The organism is Hydrogenophaga sp. (genome assembly GCF_030158645.1).
Lineage (GTDB): Bacteria > Pseudomonadota > Gammaproteobacteria > Burkholderiales > Burkholderiaceae_C > Hydrogenophaga.
In genome coordinates, this window is sequence record NZ_JAOASO010000008.1 from 1 (window position 1) to 4,503 (window position 4,503).

3 protein-coding genes are annotated in these 4,503 nt (G+C 66.6%); all 3 read right to left on the reverse strand.

Annotated features, from left to right (window positions below):
• Window positions 1–2,810: efflux RND transporter permease subunit (locus Q1W68_RS00320; protein WP_300715407.1), on the reverse strand; the 2,810-nt coding region annotated here is incomplete at its 3' end.
• A gap of 10 nt (window positions 2,811–2,820) precedes the next feature.
• Complete coding sequence (locus Q1W68_RS00325; RefSeq protein WP_300715408.1) at window positions 2,821–3,981, reverse strand: efflux RND transporter periplasmic adaptor subunit; 1,161 nt, start codon at window positions 3,979–3,981, stop codon at window positions 2,821–2,823.
• Window positions 3,982–3,999: 18 nt separating this feature from the next.
• A partial coding sequence (locus Q1W68_RS00330; protein ID WP_300715409.1) for a TetR/AcrR family transcriptional regulator occupies window positions 4,000–4,503 on the reverse strand: 504 nt, incomplete at its 5' end.

Genomic DNA, 4,503 nt, shown 5'->3' on the forward strand with positions numbered 1-4,503 from the left:
CCCATGAGCAGCACGATGCCGATGACCGAGAACATGCTCATGGTGGAGCCGAACATCAGCAGGGCCAGGGCCACGCCGATGAGCGTGAGCGGCAGCGCCGTCATGAGGGCGAGTGGCTGCAGGAAGCTCTGGAACTGGCTGGCCAGGATCATGTAGATGAAGATGATGGCCAGGGCGAGTGCCGAGACCGCGTAGCCGAAGGACTCCTGCATGTTCTTGGTGGAGCCGCCGAACTCGTAGCGGTAGCCGGGCGGGAACGGCGTGCTGTCGAGCACCTGCTTGATCTCGGCCGACACCTCGCCGGCCGAGCGGCCGAACACGTTTGCGTTGATGGACACCTCGCGGTTGAGGTTGCGCCGGTTGATCTGGTTGGGTCCGGTCGAAGCCACCACCTCGGCCACCTGGCCCAGGCGCACCACGCGGGCCGTGCCGTCGGCCGCGGTGCCGACCATGAATGGCAGTTGTTCGAGGTCGCTGGCGCGCTCGCGCCCGCCGGGAGCCAGTTGCACGTTGACGTCGTAACTCTCGCCGTTCTGGGCGCGCCAGTTGCCCACCGTGGTGCCGGCCACCAGCGTGCGCAGCGCGCCGCCCACCGCCGCCACGTTCATGCCCGCGTCCGAAGCGAGCTCGCGCCGCATCTTCACGTCGACGGTGGGCTTGTTGGGTTTCACGCTGGCATCCAGATCGACCAGACCCACGATGGGGCGGATGCGCTCCATCACGGTGGCGCTCAGGCGTTCCAGCTCGGCCAGGTCATCGCCCTGCAGCGAAAACTCCACCTGCTTGTTGCCGCCCACCGCGTCGAGCAGGCCCACGTGCGTCACGGTGATGCCGGGCACGCTGCGCAGGCGCTCGCGCAGCTGGGCCGACATGGCGTCGGCGCTCAGCGTGCGGTCTTTGCGGTCGACCAGGCGCACGTACACGCTGGCGTACATGGTGCCCTGGGCGTTGCCGGTGTTGAGCGTGGACAGCGTGTACTTCACCTCCGGGAACTGGCGCAGGATGGCCTCGACCTCACGCGTCTTGGCCTCGGTGGCCTGCAGCGACGAGCCCACCGGGGTGTGAAAGCTCAGCGAGGTTTCCGAAAAGTCGGCCTTGGGCACGAACTCGGTGCCCAGCAGCGGCAGCACGAACAGGCTGCCGACGAAGGTGGCCAGCGCCACACCCAGCGTGGCCAGCTTGTGTTTGAGCGACCAGCGCAGCGTGGTCTGGTAGGTGTCGGCCAGGTCGTCCTGGAAACGGTCAAACCAGCCGGTGACGCGGCCGATGGTCTTGTCGTAGAAGGTACGTGGTGCGCCACCCTTGCCGTGTTTTTCAATCTCCGGGTCATGCCACACCGACGACAGCATCGGATCGAGCGTGAAGCTCACGAACATGGAGATGAGCACCGCCGCCACCATGGTGATGCCGAACTCGTGGAAGAACTTGCCGATGATGCCGCCCATGAAACCGATGGGCAGGAACACCGCCACGATGGACAGCGTGGTGGCGAGCACCGCGAGGCCAATTTCCTGCGTACCGTCCATGGCCGCGTTGAACGGCGTCTTGCCCATCTGCACATGGCGCACGATGTTCTCGCGCACCACGATGGCGTCGTCGATCAGCAGTCCCACTGACAGCGTGAGCGCCATCAGCGTGATCATGTTGATGGTGAACCCGAACAGGTTCATGAAGAAGAAGGTGCCGATCAGCGCAATGGGCAACGTGAGGCCGGTGATGACGGTGGAGCGCCACGAGTTCAGGAACAGAAAGACGATGAGCACCGTGAGCAGCGCGCCTTCGATCAAGGTGCGGCGCACGTTGTCCACCGACACGCGGATCGGGCGCGAACCGTCGGCGATCTGCTCCAGCCGGATGCCGGGCGGCAGCTCGGGGCGCAGGGCTTCGACCGCGGCCTTGAGACCGTCGGTCACGGCGATGGTGTTCTCGTCCTGCGATTTCTGCACCTGGAGCAGCAAGGTCCGTTGACCGTTGTAGAGCGCGAGGCTCTGTACTTCCTCGGTGCCGTCGTTGATGGCCGCTACCTGCGACAGGCGCACCGCCTGGCCGGCCCGGCGCGCGACGATGATGTCGCCGAAGTCCTGCGGGTTCTGCAGCCTTGACAGCACCTGCACCACGCGCTCGCTCTCGCCGGTTTTCAGGGTGCCCACCGGCAGGTCCTGGTTTTCGTTGCGCACGGCGGTGGTCACCTGCTCGGTGGTCACGCCCAGCGCCTCCATGGCCGAGGGGTCGAGCTCGATGTTGATGGCGCGCTGCGTACCGCCCACCAGCGTGACCGAGCCCACGCCGCGCACGTTCTCCAGCCGCTTCTTGAAGGTCTGCTCGGCCCAGGTGGTGAGCTCCACCGCGCTGGGTGTCTTGCCGTTCACGGTTTCGGGAATCACCGCCACCGACCAGATGGATCGCGCCGCCGGGTCGAAGCGCAGAACGCGCGGCTCTTCCACCTCGTCGCGCAGCAATGGGCGCAGGATGCCGATTTTTTCGCGCACATCTTCGGCCGCCTTGCGGCCGTCCATCGTGAGCTGGAACTCGATGATGACGATCGACGAGCCCTCGTAGCTGCGCGAGGTCAGGGTGTTCACACCGGCCACGGCGTTCACGGCCTCTTCGACCTTCTTCGTGACTTCGGATTCAACGATCTCGGGCGAGGCGCCGGGGTAGGCGGTGGTCACCACCACCACCGGAAAGTCGATGTTGGGGAACTGGTCCACCTGCAGGCGCTGGAACGAAAAGAGGCCCAGCACCACGAAAGCCACCATCACCATGGTGGCGAACACCGGGTTGCGCAGGGAGACCTGGGTGAACCACATGGCGGGCTGCTCAGTTGGTGACGGTGGCGGGCGCAGCCAGGTTGACGGCCGTGCCCTCGCGGATCAACCCGGCCTGGGCGCGCAGGAGTTGTGTGCCGGCCGGCAGTCCGGTCACCGCACGCATGGGCTCGGTGCCCTGCAGGCCGGTGGCACCCGGTTGCACCGGCACATGCACCACCGCCCCTTCGCGCACCACCTGCACATAGGGCTGCGGCTTGTCGTTGCGCACGGTGGAGGCGGGCACAGCCAGCGCGTTCACGGCACCGACCACGATGTGTCCCTGGGCAAACAGCCCCTGCCGCATGCCCGGCAAGGATGGCACGCGCAGGTACACCAGCACGCTGCGGCTGGCCGCCTGCACGCTGGGGTTGATGCGCGCCACGGTGGCCTGCACCGGCTCCGGCTGGCCTTCCACCGTGAGGCGCGCTGTTTGCCCCACCTGCACCGCCACCGCTTCGGCGGGCGCGATGGCGGCTTCCATCTCGAAGCCTGAGAGGTCCACCACGTCGAGCACGCGCGTGTCGATGCCCACACGCTCGCCGTTTTGCACCAGCCGGGCCGACACCTGGCCGGTGAGCGGTGAACGCAGCGTCGTATCAGCGAGTGCCTTGCGTGCGATGTCCAGCGCGGCCAGGGCGGCCTGGTGCGTGGCCTCGGCGCTGGCTAGGTTGGCGCTGGCGGTGTCGAGTGCGGTGTTGGAGATGAAGCCCTGGCGCACCAGGGCCTGGTTGTTGTCAAACGTGCGCCGCGCAATCGCCACCTGCGCCTGGGCCGACTCGGCCTGCCGCAGGGACTGGCGCACGCGGGCCTGCGCCTCGGTGCTGTCGATGCGCGCCACCACCTCGCCGGCTTTCACCGCGTCGCCCTCGCGCTTGTTCAGGCCCTGGATCTCGCCGGCCGTTTTCGCCTTGATGGCCGCGGTCTGCAGCGCGTCCACCGAACCCGAGAGCGCAATGGTCTGGGTGAGTTCGATGCTTTGCACCGTCACCACGTCGGTGGCGGCGAGTGTGTAGGTCGGGGTTTTCTGCAGCGACTCGGCGGCAGCGCGGGCGGCTTCGCTGGTGGCCTTGCGTTTGCCCAGCGCGCGCGTCACGCCCAGGGCAATGCCGAGCACCAGCGCGATGAGCAGCAGCCACTTGATCCAGAAAGACAGCGAGCGGCGTGAAGTCATGGCAGGGGGTTTGAAGAGTCAGGCGGCGGGATGGACGGGGGCGGCCAGCATGCCGGTCAGCAGCAGGTCGACCTGCGCATCGATGAAGCCCATGGGGTCGATCTGTGCGGTGGCCGGGCAACACGGCGCCATGGCGTGTTTCCACATCAGCAGGAAGATCATCGGTGCGATCAGGCTGTAGACCGCGTATTCCATGGGCAGCGGTCGGAAATCGCCCCGGTCCACACCGCGCTGCAGCACGCGGCGGATCAGGTCGTGCCCGGGCTCGATCACCTCTTTTTGATAGAAAGCCGCGATCTCGGGAAACATGCCGGCCTCGCTCATCACCAGCTTGGTGATGCCCGAGGCGGGGGTCATGCCGATGCGCTCCCACCACGAATGCATGCAGTAGCGCACCAGCTCGGCGCTGCTGCCGCTGAATTGCGCGAGCTCCTCGTTCCATTCGGAAAAGCGCCCGGCAATGTTTTCGCGCACCACCGCCTTGAACAGTTCTTCCTTGCTCGGGAAGTACAGGAAGAGGGT

Coding starts and splice junctions, on each gene's coding strand:
- Q1W68_RS00325 (WP_300715408.1), bottom strand. CDS start 3,981: ATGACTTCACGCCGCTCGCTGTCTTTCTGGATCAAGTGGCTGCTGCTC.